The organism is Dyadobacter sp. HNCC25DJ183, from assembly GCF_056895175.1.
The window spans coordinates 207,919-230,066 of record NZ_JBXHAP010000005.1 but is presented as its reverse complement, the minus strand read 5'-3'; the positions used below and the strand labels follow the sequence as shown (position 1 = coordinate 230,066).

Sequence of the window (22,148 nt, the reverse complement as noted above, 5' to 3'; positions counted from 1 at the left end):
TTTGTAGAAATAATATTTAAAGAAATGTTACAAAGAATACAGACTGTTTTTTTAGCCATTACCATTGTAGGAATGGGCTTGTTCCTTGCCTTTCCGATCTGGAGTAAAATTGCACTTTCAGGAGACGAAAGCGCTGTACTGACTGCGACAAAGCTGACGCACCAGATAGATCCCGTACAAGCCAATATCCAGCCCGTTTATTACCTTATCATCCTGGCGGTTCTCGTTGCCGGCGTGGCCGCTTATGCTGTTTCCCAGTATAAAAACCGCGTTTTGCAATCTGCACTTTGCGCGGTGAATTCCATTCTGATGACCGTTTTGATGGGACTTGTGATCTACTTTACCTTCTACAAGGCAGCCAAATTGTTTGATCCGGAATTACCTGGAAAATATGATTTTGGCTTCTACGGACTAGTAGGTGCAATGCTCGCGAATGTTTTTGCAAATCGCTTTATCCGCAAAGACGAGCGTACTGTACAACAGTCTAAGAGATTCAGATAGACGTTTTGTCACCCTGAGCGCACCGGGCCGCCGGGCGGTCGAAGGGCAGGTACGATGTCACTAACATGCTGCTTTGCCAACGGTTACACTCAGGGCGACAAAGAAAAATTAAACCAATCCTTCGCGCAGCAGATCATGCAGGTGGACGAAGCCAAGTACTTCGTTGTTTTCAACCACGATAACCTGGGTTATACTCCGCGATTGCATGATTTCCAATGCATTCACAGCGTATTCGTCCGGTGAAACTGTCACCGGAGAGGCTGTCATAATATCACTTGCTTTGAGGTCAAGCAGCTCCGTGCCTTTGTGTTCTTTGAGCATCCGGCGCAGATCGCCGTCGGTGATAATACCTGCCATTTGATTCTCAGCTTTCACTACTGCCGTAGCACCCAGCCTTTTTGAAGTCATTTCAAGGATAACTTCCTGCAAAGAAGCATTTTCCGAAACTTTGGGCATCGCATTGTGCGGATATATGTCGCAGACTTTCAGGTAAAGTCGCTTGCCCAATGCGCCTCCCGGGTGATATTTGGCAAAATCGTCGTGTGTAAAACCTCTCGCTTCCAGCAAACAAATAGCCAGCGCATCACCGAGCGCCATTGTCACAGAAGTACTTGTGGTAGGCGCCAGGTTCAGTGGGTCCGCCTCTTTGGCTGCATATGCATTCAATACAAAATCCGCATTTCTGGCAAGGTAAGAATCCCTGTTGCTTACCATGGCGATCATTTTGACGCCTGTTCTTTTTACCAGCGGGACCAGTACTTTAATCTCCGGCGTATCGCCGCTTTTCGAAATCACAAGTACGGTATCATTTTCCTGTATCATACCAAGGTCTCCATGGATCGCGTCGGCGGCGTGCATGAACAATGCGGGCGTTCCCGTTGAGTTTAAAGTAGCTACGATTTTCTGCCCTACGATTGCGCTCTTGCCTATTCCGGAAATCACGACACGGCCTCCCGAATTTAAAATGGCATATACGCAGCTTTCAAATTCATCATCAATCAGTTCAATAATTGTGTGCAAAGCTTCTGCCTCCTGCCGTATTACTTCTTTTGCTATTGACTGGATATTTTTTATTAATTTCAAATCTGAAACACAGTTTAAAGGGAATACAATTGTGGATATTCAATTCAAAAACAAAGATATAGAAGTTTGGAATAACCATTTTGTTAACAGAGTATGGTAAAGCAGGTTGATCATGTCGTACTAGACACGTTAAAAGAAAAACTTAAAGAAATATTTGGATATAGTCAGTTCCGGGGAGACCAAGAGGTAATTATTCAAAACATACTTCTTGGCAAAAATACATTCGTAATTATGCCTACCGGAGCGGGCAAATCTCTTTGCTATCAACTACCTGCCCTGGTCAGCGATGGACTGACGATCGTTATTTCCCCTCTAATTGCATTGATGAAAAACCAGGTCGATCAGTTGACCGCTTTCGGGATTAATGCACAGTTTTTGAATTCCACATTGACAAAGGCTGAAATGACACGCGTTAAAACAGACGCGCTAGACGGTAGCCTCAAACTGCTTTACATTGCTCCTGAATCCCTGACCAAAGAGGATAATCTTGATTTCCTGAAAAGGGTAAAAATATCCTTTGTTGCGATAGACGAGGCACATTGTATCTCTGAATGGGGGCACGATTTCAGGCCTGAATACCGCCGCATTTACGGCATTATTGAAAATATCGGACAGCTTCCCATTATCGCATTAACCGCAACTGCTACACCGAAAGTGCAACAGGATATCCGGAAAAACCTGCAGATGGAAGAAGCGGAAACCTTTAAATCTTCATTCAACAGAAAGAATCTCTACTACGAAATTCGTCCGAAAAAGGACGTTAAAAAGCAGCTGATCCGCTATATCCGCAATAACAAAGGGAAGTCGGGTATCGTGTACTGCCTCAGCCGCAAAACGGTGGAAGAAGTAGCCGAGCTGCTGAATGTGAACGACGTACGTGCATTACCGTACCACGCCGGGCTCGACAGCAATACCAGAATGGCGAACCAGGATGCATTCCTGAATGAAGAATGTGACGTAATTGTTGCAACGATCGCATTCGGAATGGGGATTGACAAGCCGGATGTTCGTTTTGTGATCCACTATGATGTTCCAAAATCATTGGAAGGATACTACCAGGAAACTGGCCGCGCTGGCCGCGACGGACTGGAAGGTAATTGTCTGATGTTTTACAGCTACGACGATATCCAGAAGCTGGAAAAATTTAACAAAGACAAAACAGTCACAGAAAGAGATAATGCGCGCCATTTGCTGAATGAAATGGTAGCTTATTCCACGCTGGGAGTTTGCCGGCGGCGACAATTACTAAGCTATTTTGGAGAGTACCTCGAAAAAGACTGCGGTTTTTGCGACAACTGCGTCAAACCAACTGAAAAAACGAAGGTTCAGGAAGATGTGATCCTGGTACTAAAAGCGGTATTGCAAACAGAGCAGCGTTTTGACTGCGAGCACATTGCAGATCTCTTGACCGCGACCGAAAACCAGTATGTAAAAAGCTATGAGCACGATCAGCTCGATGTGTACGGAAAAGGGTTGGAGCTGAATGAATCACGCGACTACTGGGTATCTACCATCCGCCAGCTGGTGATCCTGAATTACCTTGAAAAAGACATTGAAAATTACGGCGTAATCCGGTTAAGTACGAAGGGAGCAAACTTCCTGAACGATCCTTATCAGGTAACGCTTTATAAAGACCATAATTTCGAAGAAGAAGAGGTAAAGCCGGAAGACGACGATAAAGAAGCCGCTGCAACCGGCGGAAGCGCTCATGCTTACGACGAGGCACTCCTTGGAATGCTGAAAGCGCTTCGCAAGAAGGTTGCCAAAGAGAAAAATCTTCCTCCGTACGTTATTTTCCAGGATCCGTCACTGGAAGAAATGGCCACTACCTACCCTACTACCCAGCAGGAAATGGCGCAGATCAACGGTGTCGGAATGGGGAAAGTGCAGAAGTTTGGCCGGCAGTTTATCGATCTGATCACCAGGTATGTGGAGGAAAATGAGATCGAAACTGCGAAAGATGTGGTTATTAAATCGACTGTAAACAAGTCGAAGATCAAGATTTTCATCATTCAACAGGTTGACCGTAAGGTAAGTCTGGATGAAATCGCCGAAGTGAAAGACCTGGAACTGGCAGATGTGATCGAAGAAGTTGAACATATTTGCTACTCGGGAACGAAGCTTAACCTGGATTACTATATCAATCAGGTGATCGATCGCGAAAGGCAACAGGATATATATGATTATTTTATGACCGCCGAAACTGATAATATTGCCGTTGCACTTGATGAATTTGCAAACGACGAAATCAGCGAGGAAGAATTGCGGCTGATGCGTATCAAGTTTTTGTCAGAGCTTGCGAATTAAGTACCTGACGAAACGATCCGTACCAACCATCAATTGATTTTTTTAACCAACTTATGAACATACTTATATTGGGATCCGGCGGGAGAGAACACGCTTTTGCCTGGAAAATCTCCCAAAGCCCTCTTTGTGACAGCTTGTTTGTAGCGCCCGGAAACGCCGGCACAGCAGGTGTAGCAACGAACCTCTCTATCTCTTATAATGATTTTGACGCAATCGCCGATGCAGTGATCGGACATAAGATCGAGCTTGTGATCGTGGGCCCGGAAGAGCCGCTTGTGAATGGGATTGTCGATTATTTTGAATCAAAAGAAACACTGGCGCATGTGAAGATCATCGGTCCGAACAAAGCCGGCGCGCAGCTGGAAGGCAGCAAGGATTTTTCAAAAGCATTTATGCAGAAATATGGAATTCCTACGGCCTCTTCCAGAACTTTCACTGCGGAAACACTTGAAATCGGTCTGGAATACCTGGAAGCACACCCGCTGCCCATTGTATTGAAAGCCGATGGCCTGGCGGCCGGCAAAGGTGTGATTATCGCGGAGAAATTCTCCGAAGCAGAAACTGCATTCAGGGAAATGCTTGTGGATAAAAAATTCGGCGACGCCGGAAATAAAGTAGTTGTTGAGCAATTCCTGAAAGGTATAGAGCTTTCTGTGTTTGTGTTAACAGACGGAGAGCATTACAAAATTTTACCTGAGGCGAAAGACTACAAACGCATTGGCGAAAGCGATACCGGCTTGAATACCGGCGGAATGGGCGCAGTGTCGCCTGTTACATTTGCCGATGCTAATTTTCTCCGGAAAGTTGATGAAAAAGTGGTCAAACCGACGCTAAATGGGCTAAAAAGCGAAGGCATTAAATATGTCGGTTTTATTTTCATTGGATTAATGAATATAAAAGGTGAACCTTACGTGATCGAATACAACGTGCGTATGGGAGATCCTGAAACAGAAGTTGTAATTCCGCGGATCCAGTCCGACCTGGCTATGTTAATGGCCTCGACTGCAAAAGGAACGCTGAATGATTTTGATATACAAATATCTCCGCAGGTAGCGGTTACAACAGTTGTTGTTTCCGGCGGCTATCCCGGGGATTATGAAAAAGGAAAGGTAATTTCCGGAAGCGAAAAAGTAGAGGATGTATACTTATACCATGCTGGCACTACTTTTAACGCTAATACCGAGATTGTGACGAATGGAGGCAGGGTTATGGCATTAACAGGCCTGGCCAATTCGCTCGAAAATGCGGTTCACAAATCGCAGCGCGCAGCCCAGGTTGTGCAGTTCGAAGGGAAGTATTTCCGTCACGATATAGGTGTTGATTTAATACGTTATAACGATTGATGAGGAGGAGTAACTATGGGATGCGGATCATGTTCATCCGGGGGATGCGGTACCGGCGGTACAGCAGTATCAGGATGTGGAAGTAAAGGAAATTGCGGAACCGGAGGATGTAACAAAATGAATGTCTTTGACTGGCTTAGCCACATGGACGTTCCTGCCGGGCAGCGTTTTGACGTTGTCGAGGTGAAATTCAAGGGGGGAAGAAAAGAGTATTTCCGCAATATCAACCAGCTGGAATTTGTAACAGGCGACTATGTGGTCTGTGAAATGGCCTCGGGCCAGCATATAGGTACTATTTCTCTGCAGGGAGAATTGGTGCGGCTTCAGATGAAGCGGAAAAACGTGGTGATCAGCGATGATATGCACGTTATTTACCGCATTGCAACTGAAAAAGACTTGGATAAGCACACGCAAGCCATGGCCCGCGAAATGCCGACCTTGTACCGTACCCGCGAGATTATTCGGGAGATGAAGTTGAATATGAAGTTGTCGGACGTAGAGTTTCAGTCTGATAATACTAAAACAACATTCTACTATTCTTCTGAGGAGCGCGTGGATTTCCGGGAGCTGATCAAGAGTCTGGCTTCTGAATTTAAGGTTCGGATTGAAATGCGGCAGATCAGCCTGCGCCAGGAAGCGAGCCGGCTGGGTGGATTAGGATCTTGCGGTCGCGAGCTTTGCTGCTCTACTTGGCTGACGGATTTCAAAAATATCTCAACCTCAGCCGCACGTTATCAAAACCTGTCGCTCAACCCGGCCAAGCTATCAGGCCAATGCGGCAGATTGAAATGCTGCCTCAACTACGAGCTCGAAACTTACATTGATGCATTAAGGGATATCCCGACGGTAGATGCGCCTTTGAAAACCAAAAAAGGGGTCGCTACGCTGCAAAAAACGGATATCTTCAAAAAGATCATGTGGTTTGGGTTTGATAAGGATACCAACTGGTACCCGGTTGCGATTGATAAAGTATTGCAGATCATCGATCTCAATAAAAAAGATATTATTCCGGAATCACTGGAAATCCTGACTCCTGAACCGGAAAAGAGCCTCGATAAAGCCGCCGGCAAATTGAACAGCGACCTTGAAAACCTCGACAAAAAATACAGCGAGGAGCAGAAGAAGAAAAAGAAGAAAAAGAAAAACAGGTCAGGACAAAACAAGAACAATCCGAACGCGCAGAACAAACCGCAGTCTGCTTCACCAAATCAGCCCGCAGGTAAGTAAATTGCCCGGATTTTTGCGAATTATACAAGAAGTCAAGACTAGGCGTCCCCGTCCCAGACTTGACTTCTTTTTTCGATTGATTCTATGAGAGAACACATAGAGCGGCTACATCAAATCGCGCATAGCGAGTCCAGGCGCATTATCGGGTTAATGTCGGGAACCTCGCTGGACGGTCTGGACATCGCAGTTTGTAATATCCGTAATAGCGGAACTGCTACTTCCCTGTCGCTGGAAAAGTTCACCACAGTCCCCTACGAAGACGCTTTCCGGAAAGAGATCAGAACCATATTTGCAAAGCGCGAGATTGACTTTCAGCAGCTGTGTCTCCTCAATCCTTACATCGGGACTACTCACGGACGAATGATCGTGGAATGTCTGCAAAGCTGGGATATTCCGGTTTCGGAAATCGACCTGATCGCAAGCCACGGACAAACCGTTTTTCACGCCCCCCAAAAGCAACACCAGCTTCCGCATTATCCAAATGCGACGCTTCAAATTGGCGACGGTGACCATATTGCTGTTCAAACAGGCATTATCACAGTCAGTGATTTCAGACAGAAGCATATTGCTGCGGGCGGAGAAGGCGCGCCGCTGGCTGTTTACGGAGACTATTATTTGTTTTCCCAAAAGGACGAAAACCGCATTCTGCTCAATATGGGCGGTATAGCCAACTTTACATTCCTCCCCGGGCATTTGAATGCAGCTGCCGTTTTTACCACAGATACCGGCCCGGGAAATACATTGCTGGACTATTTTGTCAGGAAGCTTTTTGACAAGCCTTTTGACGAGAATGGACGCATCGCGGCAAGCGGGAATGTAAATACGGCCCTTTTAAGAGAACTTAAATCGCTCGCTTTCTTTAATCTGCCATTTCCCAAAACAACCGGTCCGGAAGTTTTTAATGCCACATACGTGGAAAGCGCGCTAGAAAAAGCAGGAACACGGTCCCTTTTGAATGAGGATCTGATTGCGACGCTTACGCAACTTAGTGCAGATACCATTGTTGACGCAATCGGCAAGTCCATTGAAGCTGGCGCCGCTTACAAAATATATGCAAGCGGCGGCGGAGCACACAATCCGGTGCTCATGCAGGCGATCAGCAATCGATTGAATCAGCCGGTGGGCCTGATCGATGAACTTGGCATTTCCGGTGATGCCAAAGAAGCTGTTTTGTTTGCTGTACTCGCTAATGAAACAGTGGCTGGGGTACAATCCGATTTTGGTAAAAAAGAAGGAGTTCCTTCTGTATCTATGGGTAAAATTTCCTTTCCGGGCTAAACCTCCATTTATAACTAAAAAAATCACTGAGCTGTCATGTACGATATTACAATTATAGGAGGGGGAATAGTCGGCCTGGCTACTGCCCTGCGCATTAAAGAGCAAAGACCGGGATTGAAAGTGCTTTTACTCGAAAAAGAAAACGAAGTGGCAAAGCACCAGACAGGCCATAACAGCGGTGTGATCCATTCCGGACTTTACTACAAACCGGGGAGCCTGAAAGCTACCAACTGCATTCGCGGGTACAGAATGCTGCTTGATTTTTGCGACAAAGAAGGAGTACCCTATGATTTATGCGGCAAAATAGTAGTTGCAACTACCGAAGAGCAACGCCCATTACTCCGTAACCTTTTTGAGCGCGGCAATCAGAATGGACTTATTCAAAACCGTATGATAACGCAGGCAGAAATTCGCGAGAAAGAACCTTATGTAGTTGGTTTAGAGGGAATTTGGGTACCTTATACTGGTATTATTGATTACAAAAGGGTTTGTGAAAAATATGCGGAATGCTTTCGAAAGCTGGACGGTGAAATCCGGTTTGGTGAGAAAGTGGACGATGTTCGAAGCAAAACTTCGCATTCAGAAGTGGTCTCGGCAAGTGGTAAGGTATTTGAGACCAAACTGATCGTAAACTGTGCCGGACTTTATTCCGATAAAGTTGCACAACTAACCCAGCCGGAGAACATCAAAGTCCGCATTATCCCATTCCGTGGCGAGTACTACAAGATCAAGCCAGAGCGACATTACCTGGTCAGGAACCTGATTTACCCTGTGCCTGATCCCAACTTTCCTTTCCTGGGTGTACATTTTACAAGAATGATCGAAGGTGGCATAGAAGCTGGTCCCAATGCAGTTTTTGCATTCAGACGCGAAGGTTACAACCGGCTGGACATCAATGTGCCCGAGCTCATGGAATCGCTCGCGTGGCCTGGATTCAGGAAGGTAGCAACCAAATACTGGAAAACAGGAATGGGCGAATATTACCGGTCGTTTTCAAAAGCTGCTTTTACCAAAGCATTGCAGGGATTGATCCCGGCAGTACGGATCGAAGACCTGGTTCCTGGTGGCTCGGGAGTACGTGCACAGGCCTGCGACTACGACGGCGGCCTGCTCGACGATTTCTCCATTATCGAAAATAAAAATGCAATAAACGTATGCAACGCGCCTTCCCCCGCAGCCACATCGTCGCTTTCGATTGGGCAAACGGTTTCGGAAAGGGTTTTAGCGAGGATTTGAGGCAGTCGGTAGTCGGCAGTCGGCTAAAAAAAAAGCCGTGGCTGCTTCTACTGAAACAACCACGGCTTTAAAATATTAATACAAAAGAGGAAGGCTGATAGCCGACGGCCGAAAGCCGACAGCCAACTAGTACTGTCCTATTTTGCTGTTTTTCTTACCATATCCAAAATAAACCGCTAAGCCAATCGCCAGCCAGATGGCCAGACGATACCAGCTTTCTACCGGTAGAGAGTACATCAGGTACACACAAACGACAATCCCCATAATCGGTACGAATGGTACCAGCGGCGTGCGGAATGAGCGGTGCAGCTCAGGTCTTTTTACGCGGAGCATCCATACGCCCACGCAAACCAGACAGAATGCGAACAAAGTACCGATACTTACCATGTGGCCCAGGTCACTTACCGGAACCAATCCCGCGAAAATGCTCACGAAAACCATGAAGAACAAGTTTGTCTTGAATGGCGTTGCGAACTTTGGGTGCACCGCGCTGAAAAATTTCGGCAGCAAACCATCTTTACTCATCGAATAAAATACGCGGCTCTGGCCTAATAGCATAACCAGCATTACCGAAGTATAACCCGCCAAAATCGCGATAATCAATGCAGTCTGCAGCGAATCATAGCCTGTTTTTGCGAATGCAGTTGCAGCAGGTTTTGCATCATTCAGGAAGTCCGTGTATTTCACCAGACCTGTCATTACGTGTGCAAAAAGCACGTACAAAATCGTACAAACCACGAGAGAGCCCAGGATACCGATCGGCATTCCTTTTTGCGGGTTTTTAGCTTCCTGCGCGGCAGTAGATACCGCATCAAACCCGATGAATGCAAAGAACACCACGGCGGCCCCGGTTGCAATACCCGACCATCCAAAGTTTTCGTAAGCGCCTGTGTTTTCAGGAATGTAAGGAACGTAGTTATCAGGGTTGATGTGGCTCCAACCCAATGCGATGAATATCAATACAACAGCTACTTTCAGTACTACCAGGAAGTTGTTCAGAAATGCAGAACCTTCGGTACCACGGATTAGCAATAACGACAGCATGCACACGATGAAAATGGCAGGCAGATTGACAATCCCATTATCGATCACCGTTCCGTTACTCAGTGTTACCACTTCAAATGGAGAACAAACCAGCTGAGTGGGAAGGTGTACGTCAAATTTGCTGAGCAATTCGAGCAGGTACCTCGACCAGCTTACCGAAACTGTGGCGGCGCCAAGCGCATATTCAAGTACGAGGTCCCAGCCGATGATCCAGGCTACGAACTCACCCATTGTTGCATAAGAATAGGTATAGGCACTTCCCGCAATGGGGATCATGGAAGCAAATTCAGCGTAGCAGAGGCCCGCAAAACCGCAGCCCAATGCAGCAAGTACAAATGAAATGGTTACTGCTGGCCCTGAGTGTTCCGCAGCGGCAATACCTGTTAAAGAGAAGAGTCCCGCACCGATAATGGCGCCAATTCCTAATGCTACCAAACTAGCTGACCCCAACGATCTTTTTAGCTGGTTAGCTTCGCCTGTTGATTCACTCAATAATTTCTCAATGGGCTTTTTAGCCCATAATTGATTTGCCATAAGCTGTTTGTTGTAGTTATATTAACATCTTATAAAACTAAAATAAAATTCGCTAAGAATGTAAGAAGGCAAAATAAAAAGAGGGATAGCACAATGCTAGCCCTCTTTTCTTCTATTTAATTATGCTTTTACTTTCTTTGTCGCTGCCGGTACAGTTTCCGCTGTTGCGAGTGCAGGCGTTTTATTCTGGTCACGCTGCAGAAGGTCAACCACGATTGGTGCCGCTACGAAAAGCGAAGAATAAGTACCTACAATTACACCAAGCAACATACAGAATGTAAATCCGCGGATTACTGCGCCTCCGAAAATCATCAGAACGATCAGTACCAGGATTACCGAAATACCCGTAACCGCGGTACGGCTCAATGTACTGTTCAACGCATTGTTGATAACTGTAGGAAGGCTCTGTCCACGTGACTTATCATCCGCCAGGTAGTCCCGGATACGGTCATAAATTACAACGGTATCGTTCATAGAGTAACCGATCATCGTCAGGATCGCACCGATAAATGCCTGGTCGATATCCAGTGACCATGGTAACCAGCCATTGAACAGCGAGAATATCGCTAGAATAATCACAACGTCGTGGGCAAGTGACATAACCGCTCCATAGCTGAATGCAACTCTTTTAAACCGGATCAGGATGTATACAAAGTTGGCAGCAAGCGCAAGTAGTACCGCGTAAACAGCCGACCAAAGTGTATCCTGCGCCATAGTTGGCCCTACTTTGTTTGAGCTCACGATTTTGGCAGGGTTATTACCGATTTTCTTCACACCCTCCATGATCTTCGCTTCCGCTTTTTGATCTGCATCCGCTGTGGTTTCTTCGATCAGGTAAGCAGTTGTAATTTTAACCTGGTCCTGACCACCGAAAGTTTTTACCTCCGTTGCAGATCCAAGTGTCTGATCCATTTTGTCACGCAGATCGTCCGCATCAACATTATTTTCAAAACGAACCACGTAAGAACGACCGCCTTTGAAGTCGATACCCAGTCCAAAACCTTTGAAAATGAATGAACCGATACCAATCGCTATAATCACTCCGGAAATCAGGTAAAAACGCTTACGTTGTGAAACGAAGTCGAAATCGTTGTCTTTAAACCAATTCTTGGTCAGGCCTGTGTAGAAGTTAAATGCCTTGCCTTTTTTGATCTGGTATTCTAGTAGCAAACGTGTAATGAAAATGGCGCTGAACAATGAAGTAAGCAGACCCAGTACAAGCGTCGTTGCAAAACCAAGTACCAGACCTGTACCGAACGTATAAAGGATAATACCCGTCAGCAAAGTAGTTACGTTGGAGTCAATGATCGCGCTTAATGAATGTTTGAAACCATCACGAATAGCCTGTCCAAATGGCTTACCTTCTTCCAGCTCTGCCTTGATACCTTCGTAGATCAGTACGTTCGCATCTACCGCCATACCAATTGAAAGTACGATACCGGCGATACCTGAAAGCGTCAATACTGCGCCCAACGACGCCATTACTCCCAGCAGGAAGAACAAGTTGATCAGCAATGCGATATCTGCGATCCAACCTGCTTTGTTATAATAAGCTACCATGAAGACCAGTACGATCAGCAAACCAACCGCAGATGAAAGCAAACCATCGTTGATCGCCTCAGCGCCCAGTGACGAACCTACTACCGCTTCTTCAACAATGTGAGTCGGAGCAGGCAGTTTACCCGCTTTCAGCACGTTTGACATATCCTTTGTCTCTTCCACAGTAAAGTTCCCGGTAATGCTTGAGTTACCATTTGGAATCTCTCCTTGTACTGTCGGCGCAGTGTAAACAAGGTTATCAATAATGATCGCTACCGGCCGACCTACGCTGCGGGCAGTCAGTGAACGCCATTTACGAGCACCTTCTCCATTCATACGCATGGTAACTTCCGGCCGGCCTCTTTCGTCGTAATCATGTGTTGCATCCACGATCACATCACCTTCCATTGCAGCTTCGCCGTTTGCCTTTTTAATAAAATACAAAGGCAGGATCAATTGATTATCTCCGGCAGCTGTTCCTTTTCTGTCCCACATGAAAACAAGGTCAGCAGGGAACAATGAGCGTACTTCCGGGCGGCGCAAGATTTCTCCGGCACGTGCAGTGTCTTTCAAATAAACACCCAATCCTTGTGGCATTGGAACAAACAGGCTCGTCAATGCAGCAGTTTGTGCAGCTACCGCAGCCGAATCGTTTGCCGTAGAATCGCTTTTCTGTGCCAGCTGCTCAGCCAGTCCGCCTGTTGATGTTTTCTTCGTAGTATCAGTTGTTGCAGTAGTCGCAGCAGCAGTGGTAGTTGGTTTCTTCGCCTTTTCAATCTCAGCTTGCTGGGTCAGATACCGGCCCAATCCTTCCAGACCTGCACCCAGTTCCTGAGTCAGGTACACTTCTGCAAATTCCAGTTTCGCAGCGCCTGAAAGCAGACGACGAACACGCTCAGGGTTATCAACACCTGGCAATTCTACCAAAATCCGGTTTTGTCCAGGCAAGCGCTGGATATTTGGGTTAGTTACCCCAAACTTGTCGATACGAGCAGAAGTAATCTGGAAAGCGCGATCGATAGAACCGTTTACCTCCGTATTCAGCATTTTAACTACATCTGCATCAGATGAACTACTGCTGATCTTACCACGGTTAGCGCTGGTTGCAAACAGGGAAGCGAGGCTGCTGTTAGGCGCTGCTTCTTTGTATGCTGCCGCAAAACGGTTGATGAATGTACTGTTGCTGGCCGCTTTGTCTTCGCCCGCTTTTTTCAATGCAGTCTGGAAAGCAGCGCTGCGTGCATTTCCACCTGCCATTCCTCTCAAAATGTCGGCAGGTGCTACCTCCAATACGACGTGCATTCCACCTTGCAGGTCGAGACCCAGGTTCAGCTCACGTTCGGTAACCTCCTGCAATGTGTGGCCGAGGTACACTTCTTCACGCCACAATGAATCAATGTAACGTTGTTTTTTTGCGACATCTACCTCTCCTTTTGCGTCGGTTGCATAAGCAATCGCCTTGCTTTTAAAGCTTCTTGAAGCAAAAGTAAAAGACAGATAATAAACGCTAATAAGGGCGATCACGATGGTCAACCCTATTATTCCATTTTTATTGGTCATTTTCTTAAATGAAAAAATTAATTGGGATTCTTGATAAAAAATACGGATTTGCTACCTGTTGACAGGTTACGAAGCACTTCTCAATGAAAGTACTACAGTAATGCGGAAAAGATCTCCCGGAATGTCAGGGAGCGTTGGTGACTATGAATCTTCCGAAGATCCGGTGGAAGTAGGAGAACAGGAAAAATGATTCCTGAAAAGTAAATCTGACTGCCAGCTCTTTGGCAACAAAATGCCAGACAGGCTGAGGTAAAAAATAGAAGTAATGCGAAAAGTCAAACGAAATAGCGGGGGTAATAACCGCATCCAGCGCAAGCGCGCTCACTTTGGCTTCAACAGGCAGGGAACCCTGCTCAGCAGCAGTACCCTTTGTTATTTCTTTCGATTTGGAAACGAATTTCTCCCCGCCAATTGCATGATCAGACCACGACCGGGCGCCTGCTACCACCAAAAGCAAGGCGGCAAGCATGAAGCTGATTGTCTGATTGATAACTCTTTGAGTCTTCACTATATGCAGTAGGGGGTCGAAAATGAACCGCAAATTAGGATTGAAAAATTTAGAATAGCAAACTATTTTTTCCGTATTCAACAGATAATCCAGAAGGAAAGTATCCGATCATTATCAAACACAGTATGAACTAAATACAACTAACCGGAGCGCCTGCATTGAAAAACAGTTACCAGCAACCTGTAAGCTATTGCAGATGCAGCTGTAAGTAAACCCCTGACCATAAATACTTTTAAAGGTTATAATTCGCTATATTGATGTTTAGAACAAACAGAATAGTCAAAGGATGGTGAGTAACAAAATATTTATTGGCGCGGGAGCTCTGATCGTTGTTATATCTTCCTTTTTCTGGCTTTCGGGCTCGGGTTCCTCTGCGGTAGACTATAATACCGACGTAAAGCCTATCCTGAATAAGCATTGCATGGGCTGTCACGGAGGTGTAAAAAAGGCAGGTGATGTGAGTTTCCTGTTTGAGCATGAAATGCTGGAACCTGGTAAATCAGGCAAGATACCAGTGGTGAGGGGCGACGCGGACGCGAGTGAGATGATCCGAAGGATATTAAGCGACGATCCGGATGAAAAAATGCCTAAAAACGGCACGCCGCTAAATGAACAGGAAGTCGATATTCTTAAAAAATGGATCAATGAGGGTGCAGAATGGGAAACGCACTGGTCTTACAAAAAGATAGAAAAACCGGAAGTACCTTCCCTCAACAGTTTTAGTAATTTGTTCGGCTTGCTGAACACCGGTGACAAAAAGTGGGCGACCAATGAAATTGACCATTTTATCCTCGACAAGTTAAAAAGCAAAGATCTTCAAGTATCGCCAGAAGCCGACCGCGCCACGTTGATCCGCCGCGTAAGTCTGGATCTGACCGGCCTTCCTCCTACCGAAAAGCAGGTAGCTGACTTTGTAAATGACAAATCTGAAAATGCTTATGAAAAGGTAGTTGACCGGCTGCTCCAATCGCCTGGCTACGGCGAGCGCTGGACTTCCATGTGGATGGACCTGGCCCGGTACGCAGATACAAAAGGATACGAGAGCGACGGCGGCCGCTCTATGTGGCGCTATCGCGATTATGTGGTAAAATCTTTCAATCAGGATAAGCCTTTTGACCAATTCACCATTGAGCAGCTCGCGGGAGATTTGCTTCAAAAGGATAAGGACGGTTTCCCGCTCGAAGACAATATGATCGCCACCGGCTATCACCGGAATACAATGACGAACAATGAGGGCGGCACCGATGATGAAGAGTTTCGTACAGCTGCGCAAATTGACCGCGTGAATACAACCTGGGAAGTTTGGCAGGGTACCACTTTCGCCTGCATTCAATGCCACAGCCACCCTTACGATCCGATTCCGCACGAGGATTATTACAAGTACATGGCGTTCTTTAACAACACACGTGATGAAGATGTGTGGGATGAATGGCCAAAGATGCGGTTTTACAAAGGAGAAGATTCAATGCGTGTGGAACGGGTGAAAAGCTGGATCCGGCAAAACAAACCGGAGCAGCTGCCGGAGGTTACGCAGTTTATGAAGGTAATGGAGCCGAAGATCAATGCCCATAACTTTGTAAAAGGCGACCAGTCGACCGTACTGACGATCTCTTATTATGGTGTAAAAAACAATGGGAATGCCCGAATTTCGCACGTTAACCTCACCGGCGCTGATAATGTAGTAATGAACATTGCCACCAAAGCGGAGAATGCAGTGCTTTCGTTACACCTTGACAAACTGGACGGACCTGTGATTTCCGAGATCAAAGTGCCGGTCAGAGATTCTGTGATCATTGCGCCGCTTGTTAAAACATCAGGTAAGCACGACATATATCTCACACTTAAAAGCCCCAAAGCGCCCGAAGAATGGGTTCGTATCACCTGGATTTCATTTCAAAAAGCATTGCCGGGGACTGACAAACCGGAGTATAAGGACATTCTTGCGGATTATGCGACGGTACTGACGCGGCAGACGGAAAGTATGCCTGTGATATGGGAAGGAAAGGGGGATTTTGCGCGAAAAACCCATGTTTTTGTACGCGGAAATTGGATGGTGAAGGGCGCAGAGGTAAAACCTGATGTGCCGAAATTACTGGCACCATTACCCGGTGACGCGCCACGGGACAGACTTGGTTTGGCAAAATGGATCGTTAGCCGAGACAATGCACTGACTTCCCGCGTGATCGTAAACCGGTTTTGGGAGCAGCTGTTTGGAAAAGGAATTGTTGAAACTGTGGAAGACTTTGGCTCCCAGGGTGCAGAGCCCACTCATCCCGAGCTGCTTGACTGGCTGGCGGTCAAGTTTATGGAAGATGATCAATGGAGTATAAAAAAGCTGCTGAAAACGATTGTTATGTCGTCGACCTACCGGCAAAGCTCCAAAACCGATGAAGACAAGCTTGAAAAAGATCCTTATAATATCTGGATCTCGCGCGGGCCACGCATCCGCCTCAGTGCGGAACAGGTGCGCGACCAGGCACTGGCGTGCAGCGGTCTGATATCAGACAAAATGTACGGTCCCGGTGTAATGCCGCCTCAGCCCGACAAGATCTGGCAGTCGCCTTACAGCGGCGAGAAGTGGGTGCTGAGTGAAGGCGAGGACAAGTACCGTCGCGGCGTGTATACCTATTGGAAGCGGACCGCGCCTTATCCGTCGATGGTTACATTTGATGCACCAAGTCGTGAGTTTTGTCAATCTAGACGGATTTTGACCAATACTCCTTTACAGGCGCTGGTTACCCTCAACGACCCTGTGTACCTGGAAGCAGCGGAAAGTCTGGCGGGTAAAATGCAGAAGAGAGGCAAAACACCCGAACAACAGCTCGCAGAAGGTTATCGGATGCTGACATTCCAGCCCATTGAACAGAAAAACCTCGATGTACTTGTAAAGGTGTACAAGCAGGCATTGAATGCTTATAAAACAAAGCCGGTAAACGCCGGCAGTATTCTGGCCTACGGGAAAGAAAGAACACCTGAGCTGGCTGCATTGACCATTTCCGCGAATGTGATGCTGAATCTGGATAATGTAATCACTAAAGAGTAAGGCGATTTTCCGGGCGATTTTCCGGGCGATTTTCCGGGCGATTTTCCGGGCGATTTTCCGGTTTCCGTTGACTGAAGTCAACGGAAATAGATTTTAGGATTCAGGGCACAGCCCGAAAATCCCAAAACAGGACAACAAAAAATCCATTGCCCCGGGCTTCAGCCCGGGGATTAAAAGATTAAGATGGAAAAGCTGATAAAAGAATTGCAACATGCTTCTTTGCTGCATCAAACCCGCAGGCACTTCTTGCAGTCGGTCGGGTTTGGGCTGGGCGCATTGGGATTGGGAACAATGCTGGATTCCTGCGGCCCATCCAATGCAGCAAACACGCGGCCGGACGAAGCTGCAAAGGCACGAATCCCACAGTTTGCACCCAAGGCGAAGCGCGTGATTTACATTCACATGGCAGGCGCGCCCTCTCAGCTGGAGCTTTTTGACTATAAACCCGAACTGCTCAAATACCACGGAAAAGATTGTCCCGCCGAATTCCTGGAAGGAAAGAAGTTTGCCTTTATCCAGGGGGTTCCAAAAATGCTGGGTCCGCAGGGACATTTTGCGCAATATGGACAGTCTGGCGCCTGGATGTCCGACTATGTACCTTACCTGCAGACCGTCGCTGATGAGATTACCTTTCTCAAAGCAATGCATACCGATCAGTTCAACCATGCCCCTGCCCAGCTTTTAATGCATACCGGCAGCGCACGGCTCGGCCGGCCCAGTTTGGGAGCGTGGTCGGTTTATGGATTAGGATCTGAAAATCAAAACCTGCCGGGGTTTATTGTACTGGCTTCGGGTGGGCAGCAGCCTGACGCGGGTAAAAGTGTTTACGGAAGCGGCTTTTTACCTTCTGTATACCAGGGTGTACAATGTCGCACAGGCGGAGATCCCGTTTTATATGTGAGTGACCCAAGCGGAATGAACCGCGATATGCGCAAGCAGACCATTGAGGCGATCAACGAGATTAACAAACAGACTTACGAAGAAGTAAAAGATCCTGAGATCCTGACGCGGATTAGCCAGTATGAAATGGCCTTCCGGATGCAGATGTCAGTACCGGAAGTGATGGATGTTTCCAAGGAACCGCAATTTATACTGGATATGTACGGGGTAAAGCCCGGCGAGGGTACTTTTGCAATGAACTGTCTTCTTGCAAGAAAGCTGGTTGAAAACGATGTCCGCTTTGTTCAGCTGTTTGACTGGGGCTGGGACGGGCACGGTACCTCGAAAGACCATAACGTGGAAGGAGGCTTGCGCCAGAAATGCAGGGAATCTGATCAGCCGGTAGCCGCATTGATCAAAGATTTAAAGATGCGCGGCCTTTTGGAAGAAACGCTGATCATCTGGGGCGCGGAGTTTGGCCGCACACCAATGCAGGAAAACCGGAATGGGCTGGTAATGCCGTTTATGGGTCGCGACCATCATCTGGATGCATTCACAATGTGGATGGCGGGCGGCGGTGTGAAGCAGGGCTTTTCGCACGGGGAAACAGACGAGCTGGGTTATTATGGTACAAAAGGCAGGGTCCACGTACACGATCTGCAAGCTACTATCCTGCATTTAATGGGTTTTGACCACGAAAAATTCACCTATCCTTTTCAGGGCAGGAACTTCCGGCTTACTGATACGGAAGGAAAAGTAGTTAAAGAAGTTATCGCTTAGGTTTTTTGATATAATGGAAAATACAACGATTAAGGCTTTCCGGATGCAGCTAAAACCGGGTTTTGAAAAAGAATATAAAAAGCGCCACGATGAAATCTGGCCGGAGCTTACAGCACTTTTGAAAAATGCCGGATTGTTGGAATACTATATATTTCTTGACGAAAAAACATTGGCCCTCTTTGCTTTTCAGAAGTTGAAAGAAGGTGATACTACCTCCGGACTGGCCGCATTGCCGATTATGAAAAAATGGTGGGACTATATGGCAGATATCATGGATGTAAATGGAGACAATTCCCCTCAGGTATTTGCATTGCCCGAGGTTTTCAGGCTCCAATAAGCCGGTTATACGCAGCATCAGGATTGATACTAAACCCTTTATAAATGCACTACATTCTACTTCAGGATTCGTCGTGGGTTACCTTCATTGGCAGGTTCCACCCGGCGATCGTCCACTTCCCTATCGGTTTTTTATTGATTGCCGCTGTCCTTGAAATTGGTCGGCGATGGGGTAAGGTCAATGTGAGCGAGGGTACTGTCGTTTTCATCCTGTTTTGGTCTGCTGTTACCGCCACCATCGCCTGCATTGCGGGTTATCTCCTCTCCCTAAGCGGCGGTTATGACGTGGATTTGCTGAACAACCACATGTGGAAAGGAATCGGTGTCGCGATTTTTGCCTGGGCAGCCTGGCTCGTCAAGTCCGACCGGCTATCAAAAGCGGTACCTTCGGGAAAGATGATCTACCTGCCCGCTATTTTGATAGCTACGATCCTGACACTGAGCGCCGGGCACGACGGCGGCTCGCTTACGCACGGCGCAGGTTACCTGACGCAGTATACTCCCGAACCATTCCGCGGACTTGCAGGCTTGCCGCCCTTGCAAGAAAAAAGTACTGAAATCAAACCGATTGCAGATGTGCAGCAGGCTGTTGTATACACCGACATTGTACAACCCATTTTGGAAGCGAAATGTGTGCAATGCCACAGCGCGAGCAAGAGCAAGGGCGATTTGCGAATGGACCAGCTTGCATTGCTGATGAAAGGCGGGGAAGGCGGGCCGGCTTTGGTGGCTGGCAAAGGCGCTGAAAGTGATATGATCAGGCGGTGCCTTTTACCCGAAAATGATGACGATCACATGCCGCCCAAAGGCAAGCCGCAGCTCACGACTGACCAGATCGCATTGCTTTCCTGGTGGATCGACCAGGGTGCATCGGCAGACAAGAAAGTAGCACAGCTTACCGTGTCCGAGGCAGTTAAACCTGCATTGGCGTCATTGGGCAAGGAGGCTCCGGCGGGGGCGAGTCAGGCGCAGGGATCTGCAGTACTTAGCCTGAAAGTGCCTAAAGCAAATGAGCAGGCGATCGAAAATCTCCGGAAAACCGGACTGATTGTAAACACTTTGTCGCAAGACCAGAACTTACTCGAAATAAGCGCGGTGAACCTGCCTGCGTTCAGCGACAAACAAATGGAGCTTCTGCAACCGGTAGCTCAACAAATCACCTGGCTGAAACTGGGCGGTACCCAAATCACCGACGCCGGGGTTCAGCAGATTGCCAAATTTCCTAACCTCAGCAAGCTACATCTCGAACATACCTCGGTTACCGACAAAGGTATAGCTGCATTAAAGCCGCTCCCTTACCTCGAATACGTCAATATTGTAGATACCAAAGTAGGTGACGCGGGTTTGAAAATGATTGCCGGGATGAAATCTGTAAAGTCAGTTTACGTCTGGCAGTCGGCAGTGACGGACAGTGCCGTGAGCCAGACGGGGAGAGAAAATCCCAATTTAATGGTGGTAAATGGATTCAATGAGGCGGCGGTAGCGCAGTTTTTAAAAGCTGGTGATTCGACCGGCAAAGAAGAAGTCAAAAAACAATAACATGAACCGTCGGAAATTTATGAGCAGTGCCATTGCCACCGCAGGAGTTTTAACAGGCTTTGAGGCGATCTCAGATGCAGAAAAAGCGCCATTTCAGTTTGATAATAAACTTTCACTCAAAATTTTTGGCACCAATTGGGGCTTTGTTGGAAATACGGACGCTTTTTGCGCAGCGATCAAAAAAGAAGGTTATGATGGACTGGAAATCTGGTGGCCTGGTACTAAAGAAAAGCAAAAAGACCTTTTTACAGCTTTGAAAAAGTACAGTCTGGATGTGGGTTTCCTGTGCGGCTCGGCGGAGAAAGAGTACGCCGCTCATCTGGATATATTCAAAAGGCAGATCAATGCAGCGACCACGGAGTATGAGCAAAAACCCCTTTATATCAACTGCCACAGCGGAAAGGATTTTTTCACTTATGAACAAAACAAGGCTTTTATAGACCATACTACTGCTGCAACTGCCAAAACGGGCATTCCCATTTACCACGAAACGCATAGAGGCAGAATGCTTTTCGCTGCGCATATTGCGAGGGAGTTTATGGAGAAAAATCCCGAATTGCGATTGACACTGGATATTTCACATTGGTGTAATGTGCATGAAAGTTTGTTGCAGGATCAACAGGAAACTGTTAAACTCGCATTATCCCGCACCGGACACATTCACTCGCGCATCGGGCACGAGGAGGGACCGCAGGTAAATGATCCGCGGGCACCGGAGTGGGAAGCGGCTGTGAAGGCGCATTTAGCGTGGTGGGATGCGGTGGTGGAACAAAAAATAAAAAGCGGCGAAACGTTGACTGTTCTGACAGAGTTCGGTCCGCCTAATTATCTGCCCACAGTTCCTTTTACACACCAGCCGATCGCGGATCAATGGGCTATTAATGTGCATATGATGCATTTATTCAGAAAACGATATTTAAAATAGGTATGAAGAACACACACTTTCTGGTTGCAGCGGACGAAACGGAAGTCCAGAAAACCTTCCACGCGGCAGTGATAGCCCATATCGACGGGACAAGAGCGCTCTCTTTCAAAGATTTTAATGCCCAACTCGCAGAAGCTTTGCAGTTTCCTGATTACGAGGGTACCAGCCTGGAAGATCTGGACGAAATGCTGAATGACCTTTCGTGGATTGGTTCAAAGCAAATCATCATTTACATCAGCAGCTCGGCTGAGTGGCTGTCGAAAGAAAAATCACGGGACAAAATCCTTACTGTTATCGACATACTCGACGCTACTGCCGAAGACTGGAAGTGGCTTGACGATGAAGAAGGCGTTGAAAAAAAGGAATTACGAATTGTTTTCCAGGAATCCGACCGCATTAAAGCGCTGCTGGAAGAGCAGGAGATACCATTTGGGGAAATTTAGACAGGGGAATTATTGGCATTGGTTGTCAATTAATTGACACCTT

Annotated in this window: 16 protein-coding genes; 12 read left to right on the top strand and 4 right to left on the bottom strand. The window is 47.1% G+C overall.

Features of this window, described 5'->3' with window-relative positions; genetic code table 11:
* Positions 1–24 precede the first annotated feature (24 nt).
* Positions 25–501: a DUF4293 domain-containing protein gene (locus AC1XTG_RS14305; protein WP_484842442.1), complete on the top strand. Its 477-nt coding sequence runs from the start codon at positions 25–27 to the stop codon at positions 499–501.
* A gap of 108 nt (positions 502–609) precedes the next feature.
* On the opposite strand, the gene AC1XTG_RS14300 is transcribed toward AC1XTG_RS14305, so the two are convergent.
* Positions 610–1,584, bottom strand: a complete 975-nt coding sequence (locus AC1XTG_RS14300) for a KpsF/GutQ family sugar-phosphate isomerase (RefSeq protein WP_484842441.1) — start codon at positions 1,582–1,584, stop codon at positions 610–612.
* Positions 1,585–1,677: 93 nt separating this feature from the next.
* Here AC1XTG_RS14300 and recQ point away from each other — a divergent pair, with 93 nt between their 5' ends.
* From recQ to lhgO, 5 genes are all read left to right on the top strand, one after another.
* Positions 1,678–3,891, top strand: coding sequence for a DNA helicase RecQ (gene recQ / locus AC1XTG_RS14295; protein ID WP_056291001.1), 2,214 nt, complete (start codon positions 1,678–1,680; stop codon positions 3,889–3,891).
* Between the two features lie 53 nt (positions 3,892–3,944).
* Positions 3,945–5,234, top strand: a complete 1,290-nt coding sequence (gene purD / locus AC1XTG_RS14290) for a phosphoribosylamine--glycine ligase (RefSeq protein ID WP_484842440.1) — start codon at positions 3,945–3,947, stop codon at positions 5,232–5,234.
* Positions 5,235–5,351: 117 nt separating this feature from the next.
* Entirely contained in the window at positions 5,352–6,461 is a 1,110-nt protein-coding gene (locus tag AC1XTG_RS14285) for a PSP1 domain-containing protein (protein ID WP_484842439.1), read from the top strand.
* An 84-nt stretch (positions 6,462–6,545) separates the two neighbouring features.
* The gene (locus tag AC1XTG_RS14280) at positions 6,546–7,739 is read left to right on the top strand and encodes an anhydro-N-acetylmuramic acid kinase (protein WP_056290997.1); all 1,194 of its coding nucleotides are present in this window, start codon (positions 6,546–6,548) and stop codon (positions 7,737–7,739) included.
* 36 nt (positions 7,740–7,775) lie between these two features.
* On the top strand, positions 7,776–8,975 hold the full coding sequence (lhgO, locus tag AC1XTG_RS14275; protein WP_484842438.1) for an L-2-hydroxyglutarate oxidase: 1,200 nt from the start codon (positions 7,776–7,778) through the stop codon (positions 8,973–8,975).
* A gap of 126 nt (positions 8,976–9,101) precedes the next feature.
* Here lhgO and AC1XTG_RS14270 read toward each other — a convergent pair whose 3' ends face one another.
* From AC1XTG_RS14270 to AC1XTG_RS14260, 3 genes are all read right to left on the bottom strand, one after another.
* The gene (locus AC1XTG_RS14270) at positions 9,102–10,553 is read right to left on the bottom strand and encodes an amino acid permease (protein WP_056290993.1); all 1,452 of its coding nucleotides are present in this window, start codon (positions 10,551–10,553) and stop codon (positions 9,102–9,104) included.
* A gap of 120 nt (positions 10,554–10,673) precedes the next feature.
* Complete coding sequence (gene secDF, locus AC1XTG_RS14265; protein ID WP_484842437.1) at positions 10,674–13,652, bottom strand: protein translocase subunit SecDF; 2,979 nt, start codon at positions 13,650–13,652, stop codon at positions 10,674–10,676.
* Positions 13,653–13,776: 124 nt separating this feature from the next.
* Positions 13,777–14,160: a hypothetical protein gene (locus AC1XTG_RS14260; RefSeq protein ID WP_484842436.1), complete on the bottom strand. Its 384-nt coding sequence runs from the start codon at positions 14,158–14,160 to the stop codon at positions 13,777–13,779.
* A gap of 286 nt (positions 14,161–14,446) precedes the next feature.
* On the opposite strand from AC1XTG_RS14260, the gene AC1XTG_RS14255 reads away from it, so the two are divergent.
* The 6 genes from AC1XTG_RS14255 to AC1XTG_RS14230 all read left to right on the top strand — a co-directional run bounded on the left by AC1XTG_RS14255 (position 14,447) and on the right by AC1XTG_RS14230 (position 22,105).
* Complete coding sequence (locus AC1XTG_RS14255; RefSeq protein ID WP_484842435.1) at positions 14,447–17,203, top strand: DUF1553 domain-containing protein; 2,757 nt, start codon at positions 14,447–14,449, stop codon at positions 17,201–17,203.
* Between the two features lie 183 nt (positions 17,204–17,386).
* Positions 17,387–18,862 carry a DUF1501 domain-containing protein gene (locus AC1XTG_RS14250; protein WP_056290984.1) on the top strand — a complete coding sequence of 492 codons (1,476 nt, stop codon included), beginning with the start codon at positions 17,387–17,389 and terminating at the stop codon, positions 18,860–18,862.
* A gap of 13 nt (positions 18,863–18,875) precedes the next feature.
* Positions 18,876–19,199, top strand: coding sequence for an L-rhamnose mutarotase (rhaM, locus tag AC1XTG_RS14245; RefSeq protein ID WP_056290982.1), 324 nt, complete (start codon positions 18,876–18,878; stop codon positions 19,197–19,199).
* A gap of 44 nt (positions 19,200–19,243) precedes the next feature.
* On the top strand, positions 19,244–20,737 hold the full coding sequence (locus tag AC1XTG_RS14240) for a c-type cytochrome domain-containing protein (protein ID WP_056290981.1): 1,494 nt from the start codon (positions 19,244–19,246) through the stop codon (positions 20,735–20,737).
* Between the two features lies 1 nt (position 20,738).
* Positions 20,739–21,662 (top strand): sugar phosphate isomerase/epimerase family protein, encoded by a 924-nt coding sequence (locus AC1XTG_RS14235; RefSeq protein ID WP_056290979.1) that lies wholly within the window; start codon positions 20,739–20,741, stop codon positions 21,660–21,662.
* 2 nt (positions 21,663–21,664) lie between these two features.
* On the top strand, positions 21,665–22,105 hold the full coding sequence (locus AC1XTG_RS14230; protein WP_056290977.1) for a barstar family protein: 441 nt from the start codon (positions 21,665–21,667) through the stop codon (positions 22,103–22,105).
* Positions 22,106–22,148 lie beyond the last annotated feature (43 nt).

Bases quoted from the DNA above. Each gene is read 5' to 3' on its own strand.
- AC1XTG_RS14305 (WP_484842442.1), top strand. From the start codon at position 25: ATGTTACAAAGAATACAGACTGTTTTTTTAGCCATTACCATTGTAGGA.
- AC1XTG_RS14230 (WP_056290977.1), top strand. From the start codon at position 21,665: ATGAAGAACACACACTTTCTGGTTGCAGCGGACGAAACGGAAGTCCAG.
- AC1XTG_RS14270 (WP_056290993.1), bottom strand. From the start codon at position 10,553: ATGGCAAATCAATTATGGGCTAAAAAGCCCATTGAGAAATTATTGAGT.
- AC1XTG_RS14280 (WP_056290997.1), top strand. From the start codon at position 6,546: ATGAGAGAACACATAGAGCGGCTACATCAAATCGCGCATAGCGAGTCC.
- lhgO (WP_484842438.1), top strand. From the start codon at position 7,776: ATGTACGATATTACAATTATAGGAGGGGGAATAGTCGGCCTGGCTACT.
- AC1XTG_RS14240 (WP_056290981.1), top strand. From the start codon at position 19,244: ATGCACTACATTCTACTTCAGGATTCGTCGTGGGTTACCTTCATTGGC.
- AC1XTG_RS14285 (WP_484842439.1), top strand. From the start codon at position 5,352: ATGAATGTCTTTGACTGGCTTAGCCACATGGACGTTCCTGCCGGGCAG.
- secDF (WP_484842437.1), bottom strand. From the start codon at position 13,652: ATGACCAATAAAAATGGAATAATAGGGTTGACCATCGTGATCGCCCTT.
- AC1XTG_RS14250 (WP_056290984.1), top strand. From the start codon at position 17,387: ATGGAAAAGCTGATAAAAGAATTGCAACATGCTTCTTTGCTGCATCAA.
- AC1XTG_RS14235 (WP_056290979.1), top strand. From the start codon at position 20,739: ATGAACCGTCGGAAATTTATGAGCAGTGCCATTGCCACCGCAGGAGTT.
- purD (WP_484842440.1), top strand. From the start codon at position 3,945: ATGAACATACTTATATTGGGATCCGGCGGGAGAGAACACGCTTTTGCC.
- rhaM (WP_056290982.1), top strand. From the start codon at position 18,876: ATGGAAAATACAACGATTAAGGCTTTCCGGATGCAGCTAAAACCGGGT.
- recQ (WP_056291001.1), top strand. From the start codon at position 1,678: ATGGTAAAGCAGGTTGATCATGTCGTACTAGACACGTTAAAAGAAAAA.
- AC1XTG_RS14255 (WP_484842435.1), top strand. From the start codon at position 14,447: ATGGTGAGTAACAAAATATTTATTGGCGCGGGAGCTCTGATCGTTGTT.